Origin of the sequence: Lelliottia sp. CFBP8978 (assembly GCF_034046055.2) — a bacterium.
Lineage (GTDB): Bacteria > Pseudomonadota > Gammaproteobacteria > Enterobacterales > Enterobacteriaceae > Enterobacter.
In genome coordinates this window covers 2,677,998-2,699,455 of the sequence record NZ_CM188253.1, presented here as the reverse complement: position 1 = coordinate 2,699,455, position 21,458 = coordinate 2,677,998, and the positions used below count along the sequence as shown (strand labels likewise).

The 21,458-nt window shown below is 56.0% G+C and carries 26 protein-coding genes; 9 read left to right on the top strand and 17 right to left on the bottom strand.

Features of this window, described 5'->3' with window-relative positions:
- The first annotated feature begins 9 nt into the window (after positions 1 to 9).
- The 5 genes from SOM82_RS12820 (at position 10) to SOM82_RS12800 (ending at position 4,119) form a co-directional block, all read left to right on the top strand.
- Positions 10 to 873 carry an N-acetylmuramic acid 6-phosphate etherase gene (locus SOM82_RS12820; protein WP_320461452.1) on the top strand — a complete coding sequence of 288 codons (864 nt, stop codon included), beginning with the start codon at positions 10 to 12 and terminating at the stop codon, positions 871 to 873.
- 277 nt (positions 874 to 1,150) lie between these two features.
- The gene (drpB, locus tag SOM82_RS12815; RefSeq protein ID WP_320461451.1) at positions 1,151 to 1,432 is read left to right on the top strand and encodes a cell division protein DrpB; all 282 of its coding nucleotides are present in this window, start codon (positions 1,151 to 1,153) and stop codon (positions 1,430 to 1,432) included.
- A 36-nt stretch (positions 1,433 to 1,468) separates the two neighbouring features.
- Positions 1,469 to 2,164 (top strand): phosphohydrolase, encoded by a 696-nt coding sequence (locus tag SOM82_RS12810; protein WP_320461450.1) that lies wholly within the window; start codon positions 1,469 to 1,471, stop codon positions 2,162 to 2,164.
- A 49-nt stretch (positions 2,165 to 2,213) separates the two neighbouring features.
- The gene (locus tag SOM82_RS12805; RefSeq protein WP_320461449.1) at positions 2,214 to 3,647 is read left to right on the top strand and encodes a DNA cytosine methyltransferase; all 1,434 of its coding nucleotides are present in this window, start codon (positions 2,214 to 2,216) and stop codon (positions 3,645 to 3,647) included.
- Complete coding sequence (locus SOM82_RS12800) at positions 3,628 to 4,119, top strand: very short patch repair endonuclease (protein WP_320461448.1); 492 nt, start codon at positions 3,628 to 3,630, stop codon at positions 4,117 to 4,119. The genes SOM82_RS12805 and SOM82_RS12800 overlap by 20 nt, the downstream gene beginning before the upstream one ends.
- Here the strand turns inward: SOM82_RS12800 and yedA are convergent.
- The gene (yedA, locus tag SOM82_RS12795; RefSeq protein WP_154125861.1) at positions 4,091 to 5,005 is read right to left on the bottom strand and encodes a drug/metabolite exporter YedA; all 915 of its coding nucleotides are present in this window, start codon (positions 5,003 to 5,005) and stop codon (positions 4,091 to 4,093) included. The genes SOM82_RS12800 and yedA overlap by 29 nt on opposite strands.
- 177 nt (positions 5,006 to 5,182) lie before the next feature.
- Here yedA and SOM82_RS12790 point away from each other — a divergent pair, with 177 nt between their 5' ends.
- The 3 genes from SOM82_RS12790 to dgcQ all read left to right on the top strand — a co-directional run bounded on the left by SOM82_RS12790 (position 5,183) and on the right by dgcQ (position 8,149).
- Positions 5,183 to 6,094 carry a DUF808 domain-containing protein gene (locus SOM82_RS12790; RefSeq protein WP_154125860.1) on the top strand — a complete coding sequence of 304 codons (912 nt, stop codon included), beginning with the start codon at positions 5,183 to 5,185 and terminating at the stop codon, positions 6,092 to 6,094.
- Between the two features lie 78 nt (positions 6,095 to 6,172).
- Positions 6,173 to 6,355 carry a YodC family protein gene (locus SOM82_RS12785; RefSeq protein WP_282495385.1) on the top strand — a complete coding sequence of 61 codons (183 nt, stop codon included), beginning with the start codon at positions 6,173 to 6,175 and terminating at the stop codon, positions 6,353 to 6,355.
- Between the two features lie 102 nt (positions 6,356 to 6,457).
- Positions 6,458 to 8,149, top strand: a complete 1,692-nt coding sequence (gene dgcQ, locus SOM82_RS12780) for a cellulose biosynthesis regulator diguanylate cyclase DgcQ (RefSeq protein ID WP_320461447.1) — start codon at positions 6,458 to 6,460, stop codon at positions 8,147 to 8,149.
- On the opposite strand, the gene SOM82_RS12775 is transcribed toward dgcQ, so the two are convergent.
- A complete protein-coding gene (locus SOM82_RS12775) occupies positions 8,116 to 8,943 on the bottom strand; it encodes a mannosyl-3-phosphoglycerate phosphatase-related protein (protein ID WP_320461446.1) in 828 nt (275 codons plus the stop codon). The genes dgcQ and SOM82_RS12775 overlap by 34 nt on opposite strands.
- Positions 8,944 to 9,234: 291 nt before the next feature.
- Positions 9,235 to 9,462: a YodD family peroxide/acid resistance protein gene (yodD, locus tag SOM82_RS12770; RefSeq protein ID WP_154125856.1), complete on the bottom strand. Its 228-nt coding sequence runs from the start codon at positions 9,460 to 9,462 to the stop codon at positions 9,235 to 9,237.
- A 127-nt stretch (positions 9,463 to 9,589) separates the two neighbouring features.
- On the opposite strand from yodD, the gene dsrB reads away from it, so the two are divergent.
- Positions 9,590 to 9,778 carry a protein DsrB gene (gene dsrB, locus SOM82_RS12765; RefSeq protein ID WP_320461445.1) on the top strand — a complete coding sequence of 63 codons (189 nt, stop codon included), beginning with the start codon at positions 9,590 to 9,592 and terminating at the stop codon, positions 9,776 to 9,778.
- Between the two features lie 107 nt (positions 9,779 to 9,885).
- Here dsrB and rcsA read toward each other — a convergent pair whose 3' ends face one another.
- The 14 genes from rcsA to fliF form a co-directional block, all read right to left on the bottom strand.
- A complete protein-coding gene (gene rcsA / locus SOM82_RS12760) occupies positions 9,886 to 10,509 on the bottom strand; it encodes a transcriptional regulator RcsA (RefSeq protein WP_154125853.1) in 624 nt (207 codons plus the stop codon).
- Positions 10,510 to 10,797: 288 nt separating this feature from the next.
- Positions 10,798 to 11,592: a flagellar biosynthetic protein FliR gene (gene fliR / locus SOM82_RS12755; protein ID WP_154125851.1), complete on the bottom strand. Its 795-nt coding sequence runs from the start codon at positions 11,590 to 11,592 to the stop codon at positions 10,798 to 10,800.
- Positions 11,593 to 11,600: 8 nt separating this feature from the next.
- A complete protein-coding gene (gene fliQ / locus SOM82_RS12750) occupies positions 11,601 to 11,870 on the bottom strand; it encodes a flagellar biosynthesis protein FliQ (protein WP_154125850.1) in 270 nt (89 codons plus the stop codon).
- Positions 11,871 to 11,880: 10 nt separating this feature from the next.
- Positions 11,881 to 12,618, bottom strand: a complete 738-nt coding sequence (gene fliP, locus SOM82_RS12745; protein WP_320461444.1) for a flagellar type III secretion system pore protein FliP — start codon at positions 12,616 to 12,618, stop codon at positions 11,881 to 11,883.
- Entirely contained in the window at positions 12,618 to 12,992 is a 375-nt protein-coding gene (gene fliO / locus SOM82_RS12740) for a flagellar biosynthetic protein FliO (RefSeq protein ID WP_154125848.1), read from the bottom strand. Before fliO ends, fliP begins: the two co-directional genes overlap by 1 nt.
- Positions 12,993 to 12,994: 2 nt before the next feature.
- Positions 12,995 to 13,408, bottom strand: a complete 414-nt coding sequence (gene fliN, locus SOM82_RS12735) for a flagellar motor switch protein FliN (protein WP_095282473.1) — start codon at positions 13,406 to 13,408, stop codon at positions 12,995 to 12,997.
- Positions 13,405 to 14,409 (bottom strand): flagellar motor switch protein FliM, encoded by a 1,005-nt coding sequence (gene fliM, locus SOM82_RS12730; protein ID WP_320461443.1) that lies wholly within the window; start codon positions 14,407 to 14,409, stop codon positions 13,405 to 13,407. Before fliM ends, fliN begins: the two co-directional genes overlap by 4 nt.
- Positions 14,410 to 14,413: 4 nt before the next feature.
- On the bottom strand, positions 14,414 to 14,881 hold the full coding sequence (gene fliL, locus SOM82_RS12725; RefSeq protein ID WP_154125846.1) for a flagellar basal body-associated protein FliL: 468 nt from the start codon (positions 14,879 to 14,881) through the stop codon (positions 14,414 to 14,416).
- A gap of 105 nt (positions 14,882 to 14,986) precedes the next feature.
- Complete coding sequence (fliK, locus tag SOM82_RS12720) at positions 14,987 to 16,201, bottom strand: flagellar hook length control protein FliK (protein WP_320461442.1); 1,215 nt, start codon at positions 16,199 to 16,201, stop codon at positions 14,987 to 14,989.
- Positions 16,198 to 16,641: a flagellar export protein FliJ gene (gene fliJ, locus SOM82_RS12715; protein WP_154125844.1), complete on the bottom strand. Its 444-nt coding sequence runs from the start codon at positions 16,639 to 16,641 to the stop codon at positions 16,198 to 16,200. Before fliJ ends, fliK begins: the two co-directional genes overlap by 4 nt.
- Positions 16,642 to 16,662: 21 nt before the next feature.
- Positions 16,663 to 18,033: a flagellar protein export ATPase FliI gene (gene fliI, locus SOM82_RS12710; protein WP_154125843.1), complete on the bottom strand. Its 1,371-nt coding sequence runs from the start codon at positions 18,031 to 18,033 to the stop codon at positions 16,663 to 16,665.
- Positions 18,033 to 18,740, bottom strand: coding sequence for a flagellar assembly protein FliH (gene fliH / locus SOM82_RS12705; protein WP_320461467.1), 708 nt, complete (start codon positions 18,738 to 18,740; stop codon positions 18,033 to 18,035). Before fliH ends, fliI begins: the two co-directional genes overlap by 1 nt.
- Entirely contained in the window at positions 18,733 to 19,728 is a 996-nt protein-coding gene (fliG, locus tag SOM82_RS12700) for a flagellar motor switch protein FliG (protein WP_154125842.1), read from the bottom strand. The genes fliH and fliG overlap by 8 nt, the downstream gene beginning before the upstream one ends.
- Entirely contained in the window at positions 19,721 to 21,403 is a 1,683-nt protein-coding gene (gene fliF, locus SOM82_RS12695) for a flagellar basal-body MS-ring/collar protein FliF (RefSeq protein ID WP_154125841.1), read from the bottom strand. The genes fliG and fliF overlap by 8 nt, the downstream gene beginning before the upstream one ends.
- Positions 21,404 to 21,458 lie beyond the last annotated feature (55 nt).

Sequence of the window (21,458 nt, the reverse complement as noted above, 5' to 3'; positions counted from 1 at the left end):
AGGCATTTTATGAGCGTTAAGCTGAACGGTTTGAACAGGGAAAGACGTCACGCGGAGACGGCGGATATCGACAGGTTGTCGACTCTGGACATGCTAAATCTCATCCATCAGGACGATAAATGCATTACCGATTCCATTACTCCATTTTTACCTGTCATCGCTCGCGTCGTGGACAATGCTGCTGCCACCCTGAGTCACGGCGGGCGTCTGGTTATCGTGGGGGCGGGGGCATCGGGGCGAGCGGCTGTTCAGGCGGCGCAGGAGTTCGCTCCCGGTAAGCACCCCGTCGTGGGTATGGATGCCGGGGAAGATCCCGGGAGTTACGACAGGGGTGTCGCTGAACTTCAGGCCATTCACTTCTGCGAGCACGATATGATGCTGGCGTTGACCGTTAGCGGCAAAACGCCGTGGGTCTGGGGGGCGATGCGCCACGCCTGGTCGCTCAGCTCGCCCGTCGCCATTATTACCGGCGATGAACAAAGTGAAGCGGCGCAGCTCGCCAGTATGGTGATCGCGCCGCAAACCGGTCCGGATGTCGTCGCGGGCTTCACGAATGCCAAAGCGGCAATAGCGCAACAACTGATCCTGAAGATGATCGCCACCGGGCTGGCAGTGCGAACCGGGCGCGTGTACAGCAACATGCGCGTGGATCTGGAGGCCAAAACGACCAGATGGGCCGAACGCCAGATTGCGATTGTGATGGAAGCAGGCGGCTGTTCCCGTAGCGTGGCGAAAAGTGCGCTTGAAAGCTGCAACCATCACTGTAAAACGGCGGTGCTGATGGTCATGACGGGGCTGAATGCCTGGGAGGCCCGCGACCTGCTGGAGCAGAACAACGGTTTTATTCGTCTGGCGTTACAGGAAGCGCCATAACGGCATGGTCTGCCAGCGCTAAAGGTCGCGAAAGCGGCCTTTCGTCTTTCTCTCCCGCTGATCTGCACAAATCTTCACGTCATCTCAGCGCAACCCCTGATTCTGCGCCATCCGCAAGAACGCTCGGCAAAAATTGCGTGGGATCAACTCAACCCAAATCACCCGGCGTAAACCGTCGCATGTCGACGAAATCAATGTCAGAATGTGACTTAATTCACAAATTTTAGCGTTTGATGTGACAGCGGTAACGTGATGGCCGCTGATGAAAGGGTTAAACATGGAACACAATAATCATCGCAGCCTGGGAGGCAAGCTGGCCCTGTGGGCGTTTTACGCATTTTGCGGGTACTTTGTCTGGACGATGCTGCGCTATGTGTGGGTGGTGAGCAAAATAACATCCTCACCGGGTATAGTCGTCGCCGGCGACTTAGGATCGGCCAGCGGCAAATGGCTGGGCGCATTGCTGGGATTTTTGGTTCCTGGCACGGTTGGCTTGATGCTCGGAGGAATTGCCTGGTATACGCGCCCGCGCGGGGGCAACGGGTGCCAGGAAGAGTGAAAGTTGGTAAGGTGACTGTTTTGTGAAGGAGAGAAAATGGAACTCACCCAATGGCAGCAGCGCCTCGAAGCCTGGCTAACGGAACATCACACCACAGAAGATGCCGCGCATGATATTGCCCATTTCCGCCGCGTGTGGATGACGGCCCGGCAAATCATGGCGGGGCAAACCGTCGATCCGCTGGTTATCCTCACGGCCTGTTATTTTCATGACATTGTCAGTCTGCCCAAGAATCACCCCGACCGTAGCCAGTCATCCCGCCTTGCGGCGCGAAAGACCCGGCAAATCCTCAATGACGCTTTTCCTGATTTCCCGCCGGACCGCATCCCTGCCGTTGAACATGCTATCGAAGCGCACAGCTTTAGCGCCGGAATCACGCCACACAGCGCCGAGGCCAAAATTGTCCAGGACGCCGACAGACTGGAAGCCCTGGGCGCGATTGGCCTGGCGCGCGTGTTTGCCGTGTCGGGTTCGCTGAATGTGGCGTTATTTGATGCAGACGATCCCTTTGCCGATGCGCGCGAACTCAACGACAAACAGTTTGCGCTTGACCATTTCCAGACCAAACTGCTGCGTCTGCCAGAGACCATGCAAACCGGGATGGGACGCGAACTTGCCCGCCATAATGCGCATTTTCTGGTGCAATTTATGGCGAAACTGAGCGCCGAGTTGCAGGGGGATTGTCTCGGTCTCGACCAGCAGATCGTGAGCCGATTCCAGCGCAGTCTGTGAAGCCGAACTATGGTAATCTGTTTCCAGTCTCTCTCGTCCGGTTAACGATATGCAGGAAAAACTCTCAGTGACTCAGCCCGCTCTTTTGCTGGCTGAGAAATCAACGGCAACGGTGCAGACGTTACTCAGCACGCTGCTGACCATCTATGATGTCAAAACGCTGGTCAATCAACTGAATGCCCAGGGCGAGAGCCACTGGAGTCCCGCGATCCTCAAGCGACTGGTCACCAGTGAGCGGGCAGGGCATCGGTTGAGCGACGGAGAATTTCATCTCCTGCAAACCCTGTTACCGCGCCCGCCTGCTTCGCATCCGAACTATGCCTTCCGCTTTATCGATCTGTTCGCCGGTATCGGCGGGATCCGTAAAGGCTTTGAGGCCATTGGCGGGCAATGCGTGTTTACCAGCGAATGGAATAAACATGCGGTACGCACCTATAAAGCGAACTGGTACTGCGACCCGCAGACGCACCATTTCAATGAAGACATCCGCGACGTTACGCTTAGCCATAAAAGCGGCGTCAGCGATCAACAGGCGGCGGACCATATCCGTGAGAATGTGCCGCCGCATGATGTGCTGCTGGCCGGTTTTCCGTGTCAGCCCTTCTCCCTGGCGGGCGTTTCCAAAAAGAATGCGCTTGGCCGCGCACATGGTTTTGCCTGCGATACGCAAGGCACGCTCTTTTTTGACGTTGTCCGCATTATTGACGCGCGACGCCCGGCGATTTTCGTGCTGGAAAATGTCAAAAACCTGAAGAGTCACGACGGCGGCAAAACGTTCCGAATCATCATGCAAACCCTGGATGAGTTGGGCTACGACGTGGCTGATGCCCAGGATACCGGTGCAGACGATCCCAAGATTATTGATGGCAAACATTTCCTGCCGCAGCACCGCGAACGTATTGTGCTGGTGGGGTTCCGCCGGGATTTAAACCTGAAGGGCGATTTTACGCTGCGCGATATTCCGTCGCTCTATCCGGCGCATCGGCCGTCCGTGGCTGAACTGCTGGAACCGGCTTTTGACGCCAAATTTATCCTCACCCCGGTGCTGTGGAAATATCTCTACCGCTATGCCAAAAAGCACCAGGCGAAAGGAAATGGTTTTGGATTCGGGATGGTCAATCCGGATAACCCTCACAGCGTCACGCGTACGCTGTCGGCGCGGTATTACAAAGACGGGGCCGAAATCCTGATTGACCGCGGCTGGGATAAAGCGCTCGGTGAAGTGAATTTCGACGATCCGCAGAATCAGCGCCATCGCCCGCGTCGGTTGACGCCGCGGGAGTGCGCCCGGCTGATGGGGTTTGAATCGCCGCAAGGCTACAGTTTCCGCATTCCGGTTTCTGATACCCAGGCTTACCGTCAGTTTGGCAACTCGGTGGTGGTGCCTGCCTTTGCTGCCGTGGCGAAACTGCTGGAATCACGCATCAAACTCGCGGTGCAGCGTCGTCTGAGTGAGGCCGTCAATGACGGATGTGCACAATAAGGCCACCCGCAGCAAAAACATGCGTGCCATTGGCACGCGTGATACCGCCATTGAAAAACGGCTGGCCCAATTATTAACCCAGGCGGGCTTTGAGTTCCGCGTCCAGGACGCCTCGCTGGCGGGTCGCCCCGATTTTATCCTCGATGACTATCAGGGCATTATCTTTACCCACGGCTGTTTCTGGCACCATCATGACTGCTATCTGTTTAAAGTCCCGGCGACGCGGACCGAGTTCTGGCTGGAGAAAATAGGCAAGAATGCGGCGCGCGACAAACGCGACACCGCCGCGCTTATCGCTCAGGGCTGGCGCGTTTTGATCGTCTGGGAGTGCGCGCTGCGCGGCAGATTGAAACTTGACGACGCCGCGTTAACCGAGCGTCTGGAGGAGTGGATCTGCGGCGGGGGAGATGCCGCGCAGATCGACACTCAGGGAATTCATCCGCTTACGGTTTTTCCACCTCACAGGAAATAACCGTCGGTTTGGCCGGGAACAGGTATTTCCCGAGCGTCACCAGCACCACCGCCATAATAATCACGCCCAGCGCTATCCATTCGACGGATGAGAGCACTTCTCCAGCAAAGGTCGTCCCCAGCAACACGGCGACCACCGGGTTGACGTAGGCATAGCTCGTCGCCACGGCAGGGCTGACGTTGCGGATCAGGAACATATAAGAGCTGATGGCGATAATCGAGCCGAAAATGGCCAGATATCCCACCGCCAGGAAACCGGACAGCGTCGGCAGAGTAGTCAGTTTTTCACCGCTCACGCCGGAGACCAAAAGCAGCGCAATGCCCGCCGCCAGCATCTCGATGGCACCGGCCATCATGCCGGAAGGCAGTTCCACTCGTGAACCGAGCACCGAGCCAAAAGCCCAGCTCATCGAGCCAATCAGAATCAGCACCGCGCCCCACGGATTACCGCTCAGGTTTCCGCCGCTGTTGAGCAGAATAATTCCCGCCAGACCAATGCCGATCCCCATCCACTCCAGCTTGCGGGTCCGGATACCGAACAGTCGGCTAAAGCAGAGGGTAAACAGCGGCACGGTAGCGACAACCACCGCCGCAATGCCGGAGGGCACGTTCTGGTGCTCGGCCACCGTCACACCGCCGTTCCCGACGGCCAGCAGTAGCAGGCCGATCAGCGCGGCGTTTAACAGCGGGCGCAGCGGGGGGAGTTTATGCCCGCGCAGCAAGAGAAATGTTAAAAGCAGCACGCCGGCAGAGAGAAAACGCACGCCCGCCATCATCAGCGGAGGCCAGCTTTCCACGCCGATACGAATCACAAAGTAAGTGGATCCCCAGATGATATAGAGCGAAAACAGCGCTCCGATAAGCGGTAATAGTTGCCTGAAACGCATATTCCCTCACAGCGATTAAAAAAGTTCGCATAGAGTAAACGTCAAAACCAGCGGGTTGGCGAGCGCTTTAATTGTCTGAATGATGTGAATTATTTGTTGACTTGAGGTGTCTGTTTCAGGGTTTTGATTTTTGCTCCATACTATTCACTTAACTAGCAAAATAAGAAGGATAAGATTTTGGCAGGAAGTAGCTTATTAACATTGCTCGACGATATTGCCACCTTGCTGGATGACATTTCGGTGATGGGAAAACTGGCCGCCAAAAAAACGGCCGGTGTGCTGGGAGATGACTTATCGCTTAACGCGCAGCAGGTGACGGGGGTACGCGCTAACCGCGAACTGCCGGTGGTGTGGAGCGTGGCGAAAGGGTCCTTTATCAATAAAGTGATCCTGGTGCCGCTGGCACTGCTGATCAGCGCCTTTATTCCGTGGGCGATCACGCCGCTACTGATGATTGGCGGCGCGTTTCTGTGCTACGAAGGCGTCGAGAAAGTGCTGCACTCTTTTGGCTCGCATAAAGACGAAGAGACTCCGCAGGCGCGACAGCAACGTCTGGAAGCTCTCGCGGCTAAGGACCCGCAGGCTTTCGAGCGCGATAAGGTCAAAGGGGCCATTCGCACGGACTTTATCCTCTCGGCAGAAATCGTGGCGATTACCCTTGGCATCGTGTCGGAATCGCCGCTGCTCAATCAGGTGCTGGTCCTCTCGGGTATCGCGATTTTAGTCACCGTTGGGGTGTATGGCCTGGTCGGGGTGATCGTTAAGCTCGACGATATGGGATTCTGGCTGGAGAAAAAATCCAACGCGCTGGCGAAAGTCATCGGCAAAGGTCTGCTGGTGCTGGCCCCGTGGCTGATGAAATCGCTCTCCATTATTGGCACCCTGGCGATGTTCCTGGTCGGCGGCGGGATCGTGGTGCATGGCATTGCGCCGCTCCATCACGCCATTGAGCATTTTGCGGCAGGGTTCGGCGCGATTGTGGCGGCGGTGCTGCCAATGGTGGCTAATCTTGTGATTGGCTTTATCATTGGCGCGATAGTGATTGCCGCCGTGAAGGGCATTGAAAAAGTGCGCGGTGTATCGCACTAAATGCCTCGTGAAAGATGATGCAAAAACGTCATTCCTCGTCTAGATTGAAACAGTTTCACCCTGATACTGGAGGCGGGTATGGTCTTTGTGGTCAGTGATGAAGTTAAGCCAAAAAATGGTGGTCCGTCGATGATTGTCACCGGGTATTCCAGTGGCATGGTGGAGTGCCGATGGTATGACGGATACGGAATCAAGCGCGAAGCGTTTCGTGAAGACGAGCTTCTGCCTGGTGACGGACGACAGCGAAGAGAGACGGCTTAATCACCTCACGCCCGGCATGTCCGGGCGTTTTTGTCACAGTCGTCGATGACAGGCATTTTGAGGTAGGGTATTGATGGTGCAGAGTGGGAGCAGGGAGTTTGTGTGCAGCGCGATACCTTGAAAACAAAAAAGAATTATCTCGAACGGTTACGCCGCCACCCGGGGCGGATTGTGAATCTCTGTTTTTTGGTGGTCCTCATTTTTTCGACCATCCTGACGTGGCGGGAAGTCGTGGTGCTGGAAGAGGCGTATATCTCAAGCCAGCAAAATCATCTGGAAAATGTCGCCAACGCGCTGGACAGACAGTTGCAGTTCAGCGTGGATAAACTGCTTTTTTTTCGCCATAGCATGGGCGATGCGTTGCAAACGCCGCTGGGCTTTCGCGTATTGCATGATGCGGTCAGCGATTTTACTCGCCTGCGCACCGAGCCTTTCTGGCAGCTGGACGTTGATCATCAGCGCACGCTAGCGATATATGGTGTATCCGACGCGCTGGTTGAGCGCACCACGCTGCTGGCGCGCGATAATAAGCGGATCGGAAAAGAGCTCTCCGCCGCGCTGGAACTCGGCTATTTGCTGCGCCTTGCCACGTCCACTTCCGGCAAGGAAAAAGGCGTCTCTTACGTTTCACGCGCCGGATTCTTCCTCTCCACCCAGGCTTCAGCCCAGCATCAGACGGTGGTCTCACGCTACTACCATTTTGTCACGCAACCGTGGTTTACCCGGCAGACCGAGCGGGAAAATCGTGGACGTAGCGTGCGGTGGTTCATTGCATCGCCGTCGGGCGTGGACGAGGAACGTACGATCACCGCCAGCGTTCCGGTCTATCTCGATCACTACTGGTACGGCGTTCTGGCGATGGATTTTACCCTCACGACCATGAAAAATTTACTCACCGATGCGGTAGACGTCCACACAGACGGCGAATATCAGCTCTATGACAGTCGGCTTAATCGCATTGCCTCTTCAGAATCGGCGGACGATGCGATTAACCTGTTTGATGAGAATGAGCGGGCGCAGATTGCGGATGCCATAGAGCGCGATACAGAAGGCGGTATACGTTTAAACACGCGCTATGTGAGCTGGGAGCGTCTCGACCATTTTGATGGCGTGGTGCTGCGCGTACACACGCTGGAGGAGGGGGTTCACGGCCAGTTCGGCAGCATCAGCGTGGCGCTGGCGTTATTGTGGGCGCTGTTTACCGCCATGCTGCTGATCTCCTGGCTGGTGATCCGCCGGATGGTGAGCAACATGTACACGCTGCAAAACTCGCTGAAGTGGCAGGCGTGGCACGATCCCCTTACCCGACTGAATAATCGTGGTGCGTTTTTCGATCGGGCGAAAGCCCTGGCGCAAAAGTGCCATCAGCAGAAAATACCGTTCTCGGTGATTCAGCTCGATCTGGACCACTTTAAAAATATCAACGACCGCTATGGTCATCAGGCCGGTGACAAAGTGTTGTCGCATACCGCCGGACTGATTGCCCGTGCGTTGCGCAGCAGCGATGTTGCCGGTCGTGTAGGGGGCGAGGAGTTTTGCGTTGCCCTGCCGGGCGCCACCGCCGAGCAGGCGGTGATCGTCGCCGAAAGGATCCGCGCGTCTGTCAACAGCAAAGAGATTCTGATCCTGAAGAGTACCACCACGCGCGTCACCGCCTCTCTGGGGGTCAGCAGCTCGGAAGAGAGCGATAACGCCGACTTCGAGCAACTGCAGTCCATCGCCGACGCGCGCCTGTACCAGGCCAAACAGCAGGGGAGAAATCAGGTGGTATGCCGGGAACCGGATAAAAAGTGATCCAGTCCTTCACGCCAGCCTTCCGGTCCCGGCAGACTGGTGTGATAGACCCGCTCGGGAATATCGTCCTGAAGCTGGATCCCGTGACGGTTAATGCCTTTAACCACCACGGCGTAATCCACGTTATCGAGCAGCGGCGCATCATTGGGACCATCGCCCAGACCAATGGTGGTGGGGACAAACCCCTCGCGCTTGCGATATTCGTCAATCAGCCAGTTCACCGCCTGATCTTTACCGCCGCGCGCGTCCAGAATATGCCAGAAACGCGCGCCCTGGATGAACTTAAACCCCAGCTGTTCCAGCTCGGTTTCAAATTGCGCCATTCGATCGTCGCTGTCACGCCAGATGAGCGTGACCGAGGCTTCATGCAGGCGGGCCAGCGCCGATCTTTCGCGGTTCAGCCCGGTCCACTCGCCGATAACGCGTTCGTCCACGTCATCAAAAGTGGTGAACTTATAGCCCGCGTTTTCCCGCAGCGGCTCAATCACCTGACGAATTTCACTGTGCGGCGTGCCGTTAATCAGCCGGGGCGCGTCAGGATGGTCGCCCCATCGCACATCCAGCTGGATAACCGCGCCATTCTCAGCAATAAAAGGCAATCCCTCCAGCCCAAGGTCCTGCTGAATGGCAAGGGTTTCTGCGGCGGTTTTACTGCTGCATAAAATCACCGGGATCTGATGGTCCTGCAGTTTTTCCAGCCAGGACGCCGCCGGTTGCCAGTCATAGGTATGGATATCCAGCAACGTACCGTCCAGATCGGTAAATATCAGCAGCGTCTCCTTGAGTAAGGACATAGCGTCTCCTGGGGGGGTAACCCTAAGATAAATCCTAAAACAAATTTCGCCTGGGCCATGCCGTTTCCGGAACCGATCCCGCCGGAGCCGCGCGGGACAGGCTGCGCGTTATATAACTAAAACTAAGACTTAACGTTAAATGCATTTGCTCCAGGAATATATTCTTGTCATGCAAAATCATTGGGGATAATGTAAATCCCACATCAGATTTCCTGGTGTAACGAATTTATAAGTGCTTCTTGCTTAAGCAAGTTTGATCCCGGTCACCCCATGACCGGGATTTTTTTCGCCTTAACGGTTGACTTCCGTCACGCTGAAATCATGGATATCGAGTTCAAACGCTTCGGCCAGCTCACGATAGGTGTGATAATCGTGCCCGTTGACGACCACTCTGCTGGGATCATCCCCGGTACGACGGACTTCGCTTTCGCTGATTTCATTAATGGCGGCCAGCAGGGCATCGACATCGACGCTCACTTCGCGTTTTGCGGTGTCGCTGTACTCTTTCGCGGTCTTCATTCCACATACCTCATTTGCCGTATTCAGCGTTAAGTATAGACCGCCCACAAAAGCACCATTCACTCTTGCACCCGCTGCCAGTTGCTGCGTTTTGTTCTACACTGGCTCAAAACGACAGGAGGAAGTTATGAAGGTTAACGATCGGGTTACCGTGAAGACAGACGGCGGGCCGCGCCGTCCGGGCGTGGTACTGGCAGTGGAGCAGTTTAATGAAGGCGTAATGTATCTGGTGTCACTTGAGGATTACCCGCTCGGCATCTGGTTCTTTAATGAAATAGGTCATTCAGACGGGATTTTTGTGGAGCTGGCAGAGTAGCCACATGCGAATTGCCTCAAACCCAGGCTGACCCCTGTCCGGGATGTCAAAACGAAAAATCTCTGGCCAGGCCAGAGATTGATGGTGTGCAGAGAAACAGAAATCAACTAGCGCATATTAACGAAAATACCGTTGGTCACATTATCCGTCAGACGAACGACATGATATATAACTTGTTTATTATGCGTTTTAATTTTCCTTTTAATATTTCCCTTATGTGATGAAACCGTTTTTGCTTTGATGTTCATTTGGTCGGAAATCTGAATTGTCCCTTGCCCGGCCATCCACATTCGCAGCATACTCGATTCAGTACGGCTTAATGATAACGTGGGTAAGTTAAATTCTCCTACACTCTTTGCTTCTTTATTCAGATAATCACCCAAAATGTCATCCAGTGACTCGGGTTTAATAGATTTCGAACTAATCAATAAGTTTTTACGCACTAACAAATATTCATCGAAATGGATATTCGCAATTGCCATAAAAACAATAAACAGGGTTTTAGGATGTTGATTAATGATCTGCTTAATGTGCTGACTGTTGGCTGGATCGTGAATGAAACAGTCCTCATTAATAAACACCACGCCAGGCTTGTAAGTTTCACAAGCGGCTGCAAGTTCGTCAACGTCGTGAACATCGTTAACGTCTCGTTTTTTAACCCCTCTACTCGCCAGATACCCGGTTAGCCCTAGCCGGGTGTAACTGCATAAATCCATAATGATCGTTGACATGGCATACCCTCACTCAATGCGTAACGATAATTCACCATCTGCCTGAGAGCTCATAAACAGCCATACGGGATGGATAAAAAAAGGTATTAACCTGTGAGCAATACAAAGACTTTCAGGCGAACTCACTATCCCGTAAAGTTACGTATAATTTGCCAGGAATCATCTTAAAGTAAAGTAAATGTTGAGTAATGTGAGGGGCATAAAAACAAATAAACCGCACCAGATATATCCTGGTAGATGTTTTTCATGTTTTATTTTAGGAATATCCTCAGAGAGACAATATAAACATCAGGGATTACTATTTCGGGGTAACTCATGAACAATATCGGCTAACAGATTGAATATTTCCCCGAATAAATGTTCACAGAAAGGAGCGATAAGCGGCATTAACAGCGCCATCAATATCATCCCGACGGTCAGTGTCACCGGGAAACCGATAACAAATACTGAAAGCTGCGGGGCCATTCGGTTGAGTAATCCCAGTGCCAGGTTTACGGTCAGCAGAAGGGTGATCACCGGTAGCGCCAGCATCAGGCCATTCAGGAAAATCAGCCCGGCAGCGCGGGTTAGCGCCAGGAAGGCATTGCTGTTGACCGGATTTCCACCCACCGGGAGCGTATGGAAGGTGTCCACCAGCATCGAAATCAGCCATAAATGGCCATTGAAGGTTAAGAACAGCAGCATCGCCAGCATATCAATAATGCGGGCGAGAACGGGCATGTTGAGATGGCTTGCCGGATCCACGAAGGTGGCGAACGACAGACCCATCTGCAGGCCGATCAGTTCACCCGCGGTACGAATCGCCGCAAAAGCCAGCTGCATAGTGAAGCCAATCGCCACACCAATCAGCACCTGCTGCAGCGCAAGCCATATCGCCTGCGCGGAGAAAATCGCGACGTTGACCGGCGGTAGCGTGGGGGCAATCACAAACGTAATCAGCAGCCCCAGGCCGACTTTAACGCGCTTAGGGATCGATCGCTCGCTGAGGATGGGCGCCGTCATGATCAGCGCCATTACGCGCAGTAAGGGCCAGAAGTAGAGGCCAAGCCACTGCATCCACTGATCGCTGGTGAAATGAAGCATTCAGCGGGTCAGCCGATGATGTACGGCAGATTGGTAAACAGGTTGCGCATGTAATCCAGCAGCAGGTTTAACATCCACGGCCCGGCAACAATGATCGCCACGAACACGGCGATGATTTTTGGAATGAAGGAGAGGGTCATTTCGTTAATCTGCGTCGCGGCCTGAAGAATACTGATAATCAGACCGGTCACCAGGGCAACCAACAGCAGCGGGGCGGCGACGGAGATGGCGACTTTCATCGCCTCCGTGCCCATCATCATGACCGATTCAGGAGTCATTGGACGCGCCTCAACTGTAGAAACTCTGCGCCAGCGAGCCAACCAGTAGCTGCCAGCCGTCGACCAGCACAAAGAGCATGATCTTAAAGGGCAGGGCAATGGTGGCCGGCGGAACCATCATCATCCCGAGCGCCATCAGCACGCTGGCGATCACCAGGTCGATAATCAGGAACGGGATAAAAATGGTGAAACCGATCTGGAAAGCGGTTTTCAGTTCGCTGGTGACATAGGCCGGCAGCAAAATGCGCATTGGCACTGCTTCCGGTCCCTGCATTGGCCCGGCATTGGCCAGACGAGCAAACAGAGCCAGATCCGCTTCACGCGTCTGACGCAGCATAAACTCACGCAGCGGTTGAGCGCCTTTTTCGAGGGCGACCTGCATTGAGATTTTGTCTTCACTGAAAGGCTGATAAGCGTCGGCGTAAATCTTATCAATCACCGGCGACATAATAAAAAAGGTCAAAAACAGCGCTAAACCGAGCAGCACCTGGTTAGGTGGCGCCGACGGTGTACCCAGCGCGTTTCGCAGTAAACCGAAGACGATGATGATGCGGGTGAAGCTGGTCATCATCAGCAAAATAGCCGGGATAAAGGTCAGCGAGGTGATAAAAACCAGCGTCTGCACCGGCAGAGACCAGCTTTGCCCGCCACCGGCCATGGGGGTAGAAATCAAGCCTGGCAACTGGGCATACACGGCGGGAGCAAACAGGCCAATGCCTGCCAGCGCAAGGGACAACACACGGCGCATCACGATCTCCCGGTACGCTTAAGCAAACTCTTCATCACGGACTGAAAATCCGCGGGCTCCTCTGCGCGTTTCTCAACCGAAACGGGCGCAGGAGGCAGGGTATGTAACAGATTGATTTGCGATGCGGTAACGCCCAGAACCAGGCGAGCATCTTCAACGTCAACGATGACCACGCGTTCGCGCGGACCCAGCGAAGCGCTGGCGCTGACGTTAAGACCGCGCGCGTTGGCGGTTTTACCCGCCAGGCCGAAGCGTTTTGCCAGCCACGCGATAATCAAAATAAAGGCAATAATACCGATCAGCGCACCGCTAACCTGAAGCAGCGGAGAGCCTGGAACCGCAGAGGGGGGGGATACTGTTGCCTGGGTTTTCATACTTAACGGCTCAGACGACGCATACGTTCGGATGGGGTGATGATGTCGGTAATACGTACGCCGTACTTATCTGCGACCACCACGACTTCGCCCTGAGCAATCAGATACCCGTTGATCAGAATATCCAGCGGCTCACCCGCCAGGCCATCAAGCGCCACAACGGAGCCTTGCGTCAGGCGCAGCAGCTCTTTAATGGTCATGCGGGTACGGCCCAGTTCGACAGTCAGCTTGACCGGGATATCCATAATCAGATCGATATCCTGCAGGGTTCCGCTCACGTCACCGCCGCCTAACTGCTGGAATACTGCATCCGCCGCGCTTTTGCTCGGGGTTGCCTGCTGCTCGTTCAACGCATCAGCCCACAGATCGTCCAGTGCTCCGCTGTTTTCATCGGACGGATTGTTCATGTCACTCATTTGGGCTGTTCCTCATTCAGCGAATTCAATATCGGATTGATCAGGTGCTCAACGCGTAACGCGTACTGACCGTTTACAGTGCCGTATTGGCTGGTCAACACCGGTACGCCATCCACATGGGCAATAATGCGGTCGGGTTTTTCTATCGGCAGGACATCGCCGGGTTGTAATTTCAGTATCTGGGATAAACGCAGTGGGATATCCGCAAAGCTCGCTACCAGCTCAAGCTGTGAATGCTGAACCTGGCGGACCAGATTCTCACGCCAGTTCTGGTCTTCATTACGCGAGTTCTCCAGCGGCGGGTTCACCAGCACTTCACGCAGAGGTTCGATCATGCTGAACGGCAGACAAATATTAAATTCGCCGGTCAGGTTGCCGATTTCGACGTGGAAGGGGGTATTGACGACGATATCGTTAGGCGAGGTGGTGATGTTGGTGAACTTCACCTGCATCTCCGAACGCACATATTCCACTTCCAGCGGGTTAATCGCTTTCCACGCGTCGCTGTAAGACTCCAGCGCCAGCTTCAGCATGCGGTTAATCACGCGCTGTTCAGTATGGGTAAACTCGCGACCTTCGACTTTCGTCGGGAAACGCCCATCGCCACCAAACAGGTTATCTACCGCGATAAACACCAGGCTCGGCGAAAACACGAACAGCCCGGTGCCGCGCAGCGGCTTCAGGTGGATCAGGTTAAGGTTCGTGGGTACCGGCAGGTTACGCGCGAACTCGTGATAAGGCTGAATGCGAATCGCGCCGACGGTAATATCCGGGCTACGACGCAGTAGGTTGAACAGCCCCATACGGAACTGACGCGCGAAACGTTCGTTAATGATCTCCAGCGCCTGCAGACGCTCACGCACCACGCGACGCTGGGTATTCGGGTCATAGGGGCGAATATCAGGTTCGCCGCCCAGTCCCGGTTTAGGATCATCGTTTTTGTCGCTGTCGCCATTGAGCAGCGCATCGATTTCCGCTTGAGAAAGAATACTATCGCCCATGTCTTTACCGCAGGATGAAGGCTGTATACAGAACGTCAGTGACTTCCTGCTTAGGTTGACCGGTTACCAGTGGCGGTGCCAGCGTTTGCTTGATCGCTTCGACCAGCTTTTGCTTACCGTCATCGGTTGCCAGCCCCGAGGCGTCCTGACGTGAGAAAAGCAGAAGCAGACGGCTACGTACTTCCGGCAGATATTCGCTCAGACGGGTACGCGTCGCATCGTCTTTCAGACGCAGCGTAATGCCGATATAGAGCACGCGATCGGCATCGCCCAGGTTAACGGTAAACGTATCCAGTGCAAAAAAGACCGGTGCCGGAGGCGGCGGAGGTTCTGCTTTGGCAGCGGCTGACGGGACTTGCTGTGAACGCCAGTAACTATAGCCAGCGGTCGCGCATGCAGCGAGCGTAATCAACACCAGCAGCGGGACCCAGATGGATCGCTTGCTTTTTTTGGTGATAGCGGAGTCAGTCATCTGATACGAGCTTCCTGTTTCGGTACAGCTAATATAATGATTATCCCGCGTCCTGCTTAGGTCAAAGCGTGGAAAAGACGGGGATAATCACGCTACCTCTGGCGTTTAGGCAAAGATGTCTACCGCGCCATTTCCACGCCCTGCGGACTGCAGCGCAGCCGGTGTGACCAGCAATTCATCACTCTCGTTGTTAAATCCGCCTTGCTGACCGGAGCGAGAAGCGTGCTGTTGCTGCTGTGAGGACGACTGCTGCTGTCCTGCTGAGCTTTCGCTGCTGATGCTGCTTTGCGACAATTGAATGCCGTTTTCAGCCAGCTGCGTGCGAAGCATCGGCAGTGCGGCTTCGAGCGCCGCACGTACGTGACCATGTGCTGAAACCATCTGCAGTTGCGCCTGGTTCTCATCAAGTTTAAGCGATATTTGCACCTGGCCCAGATCTTCCGGATGCAGACGCAGTTCCGCGCTCTGCTGCCCCTGTTTGGTGAACAGCGTGACGTGCTGACTGATCGCCTGTTGCCACTCGTGCGTACCCAGCGGCTGGCTGATGACCGGTGCGGTGGCAAAGGTCGCCGCAGGCTGCGCCGCAGCATGACTGCTCACAATCGGTGCGAGAGTGGCGGCAGGCGATGCGGTTGACGCGCTACTGGCGGCTTCCTGCTTTGCTTCAGCCGCGACGGCAACAGGGGTGAGGGACTGTGTGCTGGCTGGCAGCGCATTATCGGCAGCCGTCGTTTTCGCGGTCTCTTTACCGTGATAAGGCAGGTCGTTGCTCAGCAACGAGCCGCGTCCGGTTGCAGATGGCGTGGCGCTGGCCTGCGTGGCGATGGGGTTAGCCTCAGTCGGCGCTGACGCCACTGAGGTCGCGGTTTGCTGATGAGGTAACATCGCCATCAGCGCGCTCAGTCCGGCCAGCTCCTCTTCGCTCAGTTCCGTTTTGCTGTCTTCTTTCTGCGCGGCCGCGGTCAGCGTCTTCAGCGCATCACCACGGGCGGCAGGAAGCAGCCCGGAGACCAGGCCCTGAAGAGTGGTGGTCTGCTCGCTGTCGTCGATGTTAAGTAAATCTTCACGCGCCAGCAGGGTGGTGATCTTAGCGGTGAGCGGGTTTTCGCCGTCCTGCTGCAGGGCGGCTTTCGTCAGCTTGCTGCCCGCGGCTTTAAGATCGGCCAGCGTCAGAGGTGCGTCCTTTCCCTGGGCGGCGGCGTCGGTCAATGCGCCCGCCAGCAGGGAGAGAAAGTCTTGTGCGCCCTCGGCGCCTTTGCCAGTCTGCGTACCGCCGGACAGGTCAGTGTCGGTCATCAGCAGTTGTTGCAGTGTGATCATTCCGGTTTCCTCATTGATGCGCGCTGGGCAAACTCATCCATTTTTTTCTGATCAAGGCGGTTCTCGGCAAGCAGTGTCGCGGCGGTTTGTCGGTCCTGTAATGTGGTCCAGGCCTGCAGCCGCTGCTTTTTCTCTCGCCAGAAATTGAGTGCCTTATCGACTTTCTGGTCCCACTGGGACAACTGCTGGCGATGCTGGTCAATCGCTTTTTCCAGCGTCTGAATAAACTGCTGATAGTTAATCCAGCGCTGGCTGCCAATGCCCTGTGTCATATCGGTATTAAGGTTGGTGCGATATTCATGCTGATAGTCGATTAACATCGTCAACTGTTCTTCAGCCTGCTGATATCCGCGTCGCATTGCACCAAGCTGCAGTGCGGCATCATCAACTTCCTTTTCAGCCAGATCTTTTAGCGTCGCTAACGCGCTGTTTTGCGCCATGATCTTCGCCCTCCACCTGTTTTACACCTGCGGGAAAATCAGCTCTAAAGCCTGAAGAGAATCTTCCCAGTCGGCACGTTCAAAAATACCTTGTTGCAGAAACGCCTCCAGCTGCGGCCAAAGCGCAATCGCTTTGTCGAGCATCGGGTCGCTGCCTTTTGCATAGGCTCCCACACTCACCAGATCGCGGTTGCGCTGGAAGCTGGAAAGCAGCTGTTTAAAGTGACGCACGCGGGCGTAATGTTTTTCGCTAATCAGCGAGGTCATCGCACGGCTGATTGATGCTTCAATATCAATAGCCGGATAGTGGCCCGCCTCGGCCAGACGGCGTGACAACACAATGTGCCCGTCGAGGATCGCACGCGCCGAATCGGCAATCGGGTCCTGCTGATCGTCGCCTTCGGTCAGCACCGTATAGAAGGCGGTAATCGAGCCGCCGCCGCTGATGCCGTTACCCGCGCGTTCCACCAGCGCAGGCAGTTTGGCAAATACCGATGGCGGATAGCCTTTGGTGGCCGGGGGCTCGCCAATCGCCAGCGCGATTTCACGCTGGGCCATCGCATAGCGGGTCAGGGAGTCCATGATCAGCAGAACGTGCTGACCGCGGTCACGGAAATCTTCTGCGATACGGGTGGCGTAAGCGGCCCCCTGCATGCGCAGCAGCGGAGAGACATCCGCCGGTGCGGCGATAACCACCGAGCGGGCGCGGCCTTCGGCACCGAGAATGTTCTCGATAAAATCTTTAACTTCGCGGCCACGTTCGCCAATTAGCCCGACGACAATCACGTCGGCCTGGGTGTAGCGCGCCATCATCCCGAGCAGCACCGATTTACCGACGCCGGAACCGGCGAACAGGCCCATACGCTGACCGCGACCGACCGTGAGCAGGGCGTTGATCGGACGCACGCCCGTATCCAGCACGTGTTCAATGGCGGTACGTTGCAGCGGGTTAAACGGCTGGGTGATCAGCGCGCCGGTTTCAGTGGTGTCCGGGGCGGGCAGGCCATCGAGCGGTTTACCAGCGCCGTCAAGGACACGGCCTAACAGCGCCGGACCGAGCGGCAATTGCTTACCGCTGTGCAGCCCGTCGCCGGCATTATTTTTCGCATACACGCGCGCGCCGGGCAGAATGCCTTCCACCTCTTCCAGCGGCATCAAAAACAGTCGCTGGCCGTTAAAACCGACGACTTCACTTTCCACTTCGCGCGTTTCATTGGCGTCCTGCCGTTCAATGACGCAGGTCGCGCCGAGCGGCAACTGCAAGCCGGTGGCTTCCAGAACCAGCCCGGTTGCGCGGGTCAGGCGGCCATAACGACGAACAGATGGCAGTTGCGCCATCTTCGTTTCAAAGTTGTCGAGGGTGTTGAGCCAGCGCGTGAGACGGGCAGTCATCAGACCACTCCCGGCGCAGCCAGGCGGCACAGTTCCTGCCAGCGCGTCGCCACGCTGGCGTCCAGATCGCCCTCATCGGCGGATACTTTGCAGCCGCCATGATGTAACGACGGATCGCCGCGCAGACGCCAGCCGTGCAGACTTAGCGTCGCGCCGAGCATCTCTTCCACGCGCTGTAAATCATCCGGATGAACGCGCAGCTGCGGCTTACCGCTGAACAGCGGCTCCTGCTGGAGTAAACCCTGAATCTGTTTTATCAGCGCCGAGTTGTCCACGACAGGCGTATGGCCGATGACCTGGCGCGCAGCCTCCAGCGCCATCTGCATCAGGCGCGAGGCGATCACACTGTCCAGCGCATCGAGCGTATTTTGAAACTCGCTCACCAGCTGCTGCATGCGGGCATGGATCGGCGCTTGCTGCTGACGCGCCTGTTCCTGGCCCTGTTCAAGACCTTGTGCCAGACCCTGCTGATAACCCTGTTCATGACCTTGCTGGCGTCCCTCGTTCATGCCGGCGTTAAAGCCCTGCTCGTGCGCCTGCATTTGCAGCTGCGCCAGCATTTGTGCGCGTTGCTGCTCTTCGCTGAGTTCCGGCTCCTCTTCGTCCGGCTCTTCCGTGAGGGAAGGGGCCAGCGCAGGCATAAACTCCGTTACCGGAGGCGCCAGATCGTCAGGCGTCCAGCGCTTCCACGGCAGCTCATTAGACATAGGCATCGTCTCCGCTGCCAATCACCATCTCGCCGGTTTCCGCCAGACGACGAACAATAAGCAGGATGGCTTTCTGTTCGTTTTCCACCTGAGACAGACGCACCGGGCCACGGTTGGCGAGGTCGTCGCGCAGGATATCCGCCGCACGCTGCGACATGTTGCGCAGGAACTTCTCGCGCAGCGGCTGCTCGGCGCCTTTGAGGGCGATAAGCAGGGATTCGGAATCCACTTCCTGGAGCAGGCGTTGAACGCTGCGATCGTCCACTTCGACCAGGTTTTCGAACAGGAACATCTCGTCGATAATTTTCTGTGCCAGCTCGCCGTCGAATTCGCGAACGGCGGTAATAACGGCCTCTTCCTGCTGCGTTTTCATCAGGTTGATAATTTCTGCGGCCGTTCTCACGCCGCCCATTTTGCTGCGCTTGAGGTTCTGGCCGTCGAGCAGGCTGTTCAGCACTTCGGTCAGCTCTGCCAGTGCCGCCGGCTGGACACCGCCGAAGGTGGCAATACGCAGCATGACGTCGTGACGCAGACGCTCGTCGAACAGTGCCAGAATATCCGCCGCCTGACCCCGTTTGAGGTGAACCAGGATAGTCGCGATAATCTGCGGGTGTTCGTCGCGAATCAGGTCGGCAGCGCTCTGCGGCTCCATAAAGTTGAGCGTTTCGATGCCGCTGGCGGTATCGCGGGTCTCCAGAATATCTTCCAGCAGGCTGGCAGCACGCTCTTCGCCCAGTGCTTTGACCAGCACGGAACGCAGGTAGTCGTTGGCGTTGACGTTGAGCGCCGCAAACTGTTCGGCTTCCTGCTCAAATTCGGCTAACACTTCCGTCAGCTGTTTGTTGGAGATCTGGCGAACGTTGGCCATGGCCGCACTGAGGATCTGCACTTCGCGCTGGGAGAGGTGTTTAAACACCTCCGCCGCACGATCTTCACCAATGGTCATCAACAGGATGACGCTTTTGTCTGTTCCGCTAAGGTTACTCATCTTCGTTACCCATCCACTGGCGAATGACCAGCGCGACGACGCGTGGATCGTTATCTGACATTTCGCGAATTCGTTGACTCATGACTTCAGCCCCCATGCGCTGATTGGCACGGCGTTGCTGGATCTGCTCGTCTTTGCTGAGGCGAACTTCCACCGCGTCTTCCGTTTCCTGACGCGTGTTCATGCTTTCCTGCGCGGCTTTAAGCTGTTCGGCGCGGCGGTTAAGCTGCGGACGAATACCCTTACGCCACAGCAGCCACGCGACAATCAGCACCAGCAGCCAGCGACCGGCAGACATCAGCTGATCGATAAACGCCTGCTGTTGCCAGAACGGCAGTTCACCACCCAGTTCGTCGGTTGCGGTAAACGGAGAGTTGACCACGTTGAGGGAGTCTCCGCGTTTTTCGGAGTAGCCCATCGCTTCGCGGGTCAGGTCTTCGATCTGTTTCATCTGGTCGGCGGTCAGCGGCAGCGGCTTCCCGTCCGGCAGCGTTTTATAGTTCACCACCACGGCGACGGAGAGACGCTGGACATCGCCCACGTTCATTTTGGTGTGGCGAATGGTGCGATCGACTTCGTAGTTGGTGGTCTCGTTACGACTGCTGTTACGCGGACCGCTATTGTTGGCCGTCGTCGTAGTCTGCTGTTGATTATTTTGTTGGCCGTTCTGCTGATTGGCAGGCGGCGTTGAAATTGGCGCGGTGTTAGCCGGAGCCGGCTGATTGGATAACGCGCCCGGAACCCCGCCGGGATTCTGGCCACCGATCTGCTCGGTGGTGTTCAGCTGACGTGAACGCATCACGGCCTGAGCGGCATCGCCGTTCGGGCTGTACTGCTCTTCCGTCTGCTCTTTATTGGCAAAATCGATCTGCGCGGTCACTTGCGCATGCACATTGCTGCTGCCGACGATAGGGCCGAGGATCGCTTCGATACGACGCTGAACGCGTCCTTCCACGTCGGTGGCATATTTCAGCTGGGCATCGTTCAGGTCGCGGCTGCTGGTATTGGACTGCGTCAGCAGATGGCCGCCCTGATCGACGACCGTCACGTTACCCGGCGGCAGGCCTGCAACGGCGCTGGAGACCAGGTGGGTGATGGCGCTGATTTGCCCCTCGTCCAGCGCACGGCCAGGTTCGAGGTTAACGGTCACAGAGGCCGTCGGGGATTTTTGCTCGCGCACGAACAGAGACGGTTTTGGCATCGCCAGATGCACGCGGGCGCTTTTGACCGGTCCCAGCGTTTCGATGGTGCGGGCCAGTTCGCCTTCCAGCGCACGCTGGTAGTTGATCTGCTCACTGAACTGGCTGATACCGAACTTTTCCTGATCCAGCAATTCGAAGCCGACTGAGCCGCCTTTCGGCAGGCCCTGCTGGGCAAGACGCAAACGCAGCTCGTGGACTTTATCCGCCGGAACTTCCAGCGCGCCGCCGTTATCAGCAAAACGATAGGGGATATTCATCTGGGTCAGCTGGGTGACGATAGCCCCGCCGTCCTGATCGGAAAGATTACTGTAAAGGGTGCGGTAGTCCGGGCTTTTCGCCCACAGAACCATCGCGACCAGAATCGCAATAGCGGCAGCACCCGCCACGATCAACGGAATTTTAGGGTTCGCGCGCAGGCGGTTCATCCACTCGAGTGATTTATTTTGCGGTGCTGCCGATGCTGTTGCATTCATAGCGCACCTCGTGGCTCGTTGTGGATTACGTTATTCGTGTAGTGAAACAAAACTG

Bases quoted from the DNA above. Each gene is read 5' to 3' on its own strand.
- SOM82_RS12820 (WP_320461452.1), top strand. From the start codon at position 10: ATGAGCGTTAAGCTGAACGGTTTGAACAGGGAAAGACGTCACGCGGAG.
- drpB (WP_320461451.1), top strand. From the start codon at position 1,151: ATGGAACACAATAATCATCGCAGCCTGGGAGGCAAGCTGGCCCTGTGG.
- SOM82_RS12810 (WP_320461450.1), top strand. From the start codon at position 1,469: ATGGAACTCACCCAATGGCAGCAGCGCCTCGAAGCCTGGCTAACGGAA.
- SOM82_RS12805 (WP_320461449.1), top strand. From the start codon at position 2,214: ATGCAGGAAAAACTCTCAGTGACTCAGCCCGCTCTTTTGCTGGCTGAG.
- SOM82_RS12800 (WP_320461448.1), top strand. From the start codon at position 3,628: ATGACGGATGTGCACAATAAGGCCACCCGCAGCAAAAACATGCGTGCC.
- yedA (WP_154125861.1), bottom strand. From the start codon at position 5,005: ATGCGTTTCAGGCAACTATTACCGCTTATCGGAGCGCTGTTTTCGCTC.
- SOM82_RS12785 (WP_282495385.1), top strand. From the start codon at position 6,173: ATGGTCTTTGTGGTCAGTGATGAAGTTAAGCCAAAAAATGGTGGTCCG.
- SOM82_RS12775 (WP_320461446.1), bottom strand. From the start codon at position 8,943: ATGTCCTTACTCAAGGAGACGCTGCTGATATTTACCGATCTGGACGGT.
- yodD (WP_154125856.1), bottom strand. From the start codon at position 9,462: ATGAAGACCGCGAAAGAGTACAGCGACACCGCAAAACGCGAAGTGAGC.
- dsrB (WP_320461445.1), top strand. From the start codon at position 9,590: ATGAAGGTTAACGATCGGGTTACCGTGAAGACAGACGGCGGGCCGCGC.
- rcsA (WP_154125853.1), bottom strand. From the start codon at position 10,509: ATGTCAACGATCATTATGGATTTATGCAGTTACACCCGGCTAGGGCTA.
- fliR (WP_154125851.1), bottom strand. From the start codon at position 11,592: ATGCTTCATTTCACCAGCGATCAGTGGATGCAGTGGCTTGGCCTCTAC.
- fliQ (WP_154125850.1), bottom strand. From the start codon at position 11,870: ATGACTCCTGAATCGGTCATGATGATGGGCACGGAGGCGATGAAAGTC.
- fliP (WP_320461444.1), bottom strand. From the start codon at position 12,618: ATGCGCCGTGTGTTGTCCCTTGCGCTGGCAGGCATTGGCCTGTTTGCT.
- fliO (WP_154125848.1), bottom strand. From the start codon at position 12,992: ATGAAAACCCAGGCAACAGTATCCCCCCCCTCTGCGGTTCCAGGCTCT.
- fliN (WP_095282473.1), bottom strand. From the start codon at position 13,408: ATGAGTGACATGAACAATCCGTCCGATGAAAACAGCGGAGCACTGGAC.
- fliM (WP_320461443.1), bottom strand. From the start codon at position 14,409: ATGGGCGATAGTATTCTTTCTCAAGCGGAAATCGATGCGCTGCTCAAT.
- fliL (WP_154125846.1), bottom strand. From the start codon at position 14,881: ATGACTGACTCCGCTATCACCAAAAAAAGCAAGCGATCCATCTGGGTC.
- fliK (WP_320461442.1), bottom strand. From the start codon at position 16,201: ATGATCACACTGCAACAACTGCTGATGACCGACACTGACCTGTCCGGC.
- fliJ (WP_154125844.1), bottom strand. From the start codon at position 16,641: ATGGCGCAAAACAGCGCGTTAGCGACGCTAAAAGATCTGGCTGAAAAG.
- fliI (WP_154125843.1), bottom strand. From the start codon at position 18,033: ATGACTGCCCGTCTCACGCGCTGGCTCAACACCCTCGACAACTTTGAA.
- fliH (WP_320461467.1), bottom strand. From the start codon at position 18,740: ATGTCTAATGAGCTGCCGTGGAAGCGCTGGACGCCTGACGATCTGGCG.
- fliG (WP_154125842.1), bottom strand. From the start codon at position 19,728: ATGAGTAACCTTAGCGGAACAGACAAAAGCGTCATCCTGTTGATGACC.
- fliF (WP_154125841.1), bottom strand. From the start codon at position 21,403: ATGAATGCAACAGCATCGGCAGCACCGCAAAATAAATCACTCGAGTGG.